The sequence below is a fragment of the Alkalibacterium olivapovliticus genome (genome assembly GCF_003003275.1).
Lineage (GTDB): Bacteria > Bacillota > Bacilli > Lactobacillales > Carnobacteriaceae_A > Alkalibacterium > Alkalibacterium olivapovliticum.
Map to the genome: position 1 here is coordinate 1 of NZ_PVTO01000058.1, position 2,635 is coordinate 2,635.

General features: G+C 34.3%; 4 protein-coding genes. All 4 read left to right on the forward strand.

Going from position 1 to position 2,635, the window contains the following annotated elements:
• Window positions 1-416: transposase (locus tag CLV38_RS13425; protein ID WP_146129029.1), on the forward strand; the 416-nt coding region annotated here is incomplete at its 5' end.
• 34 nt (window positions 417-450) lie between these two features.
• Window positions 451-1,320 (forward strand): HEPN domain-containing protein, encoded by an 870-nt coding sequence (locus CLV38_RS13430; RefSeq protein ID WP_281260072.1) that lies wholly within the window; start codon window positions 451-453, stop codon window positions 1,318-1,320.
• A gap of 84 nt (window positions 1,321-1,404) precedes the next feature.
• On the forward strand, window positions 1,405-1,944 hold the full coding sequence (locus CLV38_RS13435; protein WP_106196481.1) for a GNAT family N-acetyltransferase: 540 nt from the start codon (window positions 1,405-1,407) through the stop codon (window positions 1,942-1,944).
• Between the two features lie 323 nt (window positions 1,945-2,267).
• On the forward strand, window positions 2,268-2,393 hold the full coding sequence (locus CLV38_RS14130; RefSeq protein ID WP_281260071.1) for a hypothetical protein: 126 nt from the start codon (window positions 2,268-2,270) through the stop codon (window positions 2,391-2,393).
• Window positions 2,394-2,635 lie beyond the last annotated feature (242 nt).

Genomic DNA, 2,635 nt, shown 5'->3' on the forward strand with positions numbered 1-2,635 from the left:
ATACCATCCAAAGGAGCTATGTCCTTCAGCTGTTATATCAGCCAGAATACGCATTCGAGAAATTAACACCGGAAGAATCACAATGCCTGTTTGAGGAGTATCCATTTGTCAAAGAGCTATACGACAGTATACAAACATTTAAAAAAATGCTTGAAACGCATGACGGTAAAGGATTGGGAGACTGGCTTGTTCAAGCGGAGCAGTCGCCCTACAAAGAATTGCATAGTTTTGTGGACGGAACAAAACAGGATCTAGACGCGATCCTCATGGCTATTCAATCCCCATACAGCAACGGCCTGGTTGAAGGATCGATCAATAAACTGAAAGTGATTAAGCGCATCATGTATGGTCGTTGTTCCTTCGCTCTTTTAAGAAATAAAGTCTTATTGTTGGAGAGATTCCATTCAGTCAACTAACATTGGAAAGAACCGATTTCTACTTGACGTCGACATACCATACTTAAAAATTGAATATAGCGAAGAACAGAGTATCATGAAAATAAAAGAAGATGTTTTTAGAATTCGTAACTTGTTAACTATTTTATGTGGAGAAGCTTTAACCTTAACTTCCTTTTCATTCGATTCGGAAGATCGAGACATTGTTGGTAATGCAGTGCCAATTAAAGGTAAATTCTATTTTTCTCAATTAACTGTGAGTCGAGAGTATAAACAATTTATGTCTGCGTACGAGTATAACGATATAATTAATAATTTTTCTAATATACTAACGAACTATTTTAAATCTTATACAAAACTCCAACCAATAGTCCAAAACATTACCATAAATACAGCTATGAAAAATTTAGCTGAAACACAGTTTAATGATGCTATCACTAGTTTAGAAGTGTATCATCGGGAGTTTTATAAAGAACATGAGGAAACTACCGTTGAAAAAGAAACTACCAAGAGAGAAATTTTAAGCCTTATAGATGAACTTCATGAGAATGAATATGAAAGAAATGAACTAAAAAATATAGTTAAAGAAATAGATAGAGTTAATCTAACGAAAAGAGTAAAGCAACTTCTTAAAGATATGCCAGGTAATTTAAAAGAGGAAATTATCTTTCAAGATTTAGATTTTTCAAAGAATAAAGTAGTAAGTGACTTTGCTTATAAATGCTCTAGTACTAGGAATTATCATGCACATGGCAGCAAAAATCCAAAGAATAATATATATGAGACTATAGATCTAATTCATTTAACTAAAATATTGAATTTAGTAAGTGAGTTTTATTTAATGAAACAAATTGGTCTTGATTCTGAAGTTATTATAAAAGGTTTATTCAATAAAAAAAGTCATCAAGTTGTTCTTGCAGTGTGAAAATCGAATTAAATCTCACATTTTTTATGCTAAACTGGTGTCGTTAATGGACTTAATTTATATTTTCGAAAGTAGGGAAGAAAAATGATTGAATTAAGAAAGATTACTCACGATAATTTTGAGTCAGTGTTGAAGTTAAGCATGACAGACGAGCAGAAAGGAAATGTGGATTCTAGCATGTATTGTTTGGCTAAAGCCTATGTAAAGATACTCAACGACGAAAAACCTCCTATGATCTTCGCTATATGCAACAATGATGAAGTCATAGGATATGTCGATATTGCATTTTACGAACTGGCGGAAAGTGCATTTCTGTGTGAAAAATATGGAGATAAATCTACTTATGGACTTAATCGCTTTATGATTGATAAAAAGCATCAAGGCAAAGGATTTGGCAAACAAGCAATGATGAAAATTATTGATTATATAAAGTCGTTTCCACAAGGAAAAGCCGATGCAGTTTCTACATCATATTGGATGGTAAACGAAGCCGTCCGGAAGTTGTTTGCGTCTGTCGGTTTCGTTGAAACAGGAGCGATATGGGACGGACAAACAGGGGGTAATTGGAATGCAGAAAGAAAAGATATAGAGTATGCAGAAGTAGGTGCCAGACTTGGATTATAACGCTGATAAGTTAGGTGCCTGGCTCTGGACTTCTTTAATAAATCACTCTCACTATGTTCCCTTATCAGCTCCTGCCATTGGGCTTTATGTATTTCATTTTTCGGTGTTTTCATAGTTGTCAAATTATCATTTCCCGTATACAATATGGGACTGAGATTTCGAAAGAGAACGAGTACCATTCAATTTGTGGCTTAAATTTAATATTGCATTACAAAAAGGTATCAGCATTCTGCTGGTGCCTTTTTTCATGTGTTGCTCAAGAGATGAAAGGGTAATAGTGAATCGCAATGAACAGAGCAGCAACTACAGAGGTGGTGGAACGAATGACTTCAAAAGAAAAAATGCAGAAGCTGATCAAGAATAAACAAGGCGGCGGAAAAGATATTCAAAGAAGTACGGCAAAAAACGATCAGAAATTTATGCGAAAAGCTCCGGTTATTTTTAAATAAGCTTCTATACAGTAGTTCAAGACACTTTCCTTCTGGAAGGTGTTTTTTTAATATGTCTAACCGAAAACTGACTGTTCAAACAAAGAACAACGGTTTCAATACACTTAGTCACAGAATTTCTCAAGGTTTTCAGTCAAGTGTTATCGTGTTACTTCTGTAATAATGCCGTTCCGGAAGCTATAATGTGATATGATTTTAAAAACCGAATAAGAATGATAGTATAGACTAAATAAACCCGCTAA

Coding starts and splice junctions, on each gene's coding strand:
- CLV38_RS13435 (WP_106196481.1), top strand. CDS start 1,405: ATGATTGAATTAAGAAAGATTACTCACGATAATTTTGAGTCAGTGTTG.
- CLV38_RS14130 (WP_281260071.1), top strand. CDS start 2,268: ATGACTTCAAAAGAAAAAATGCAGAAGCTGATCAAGAATAAACAAGGC.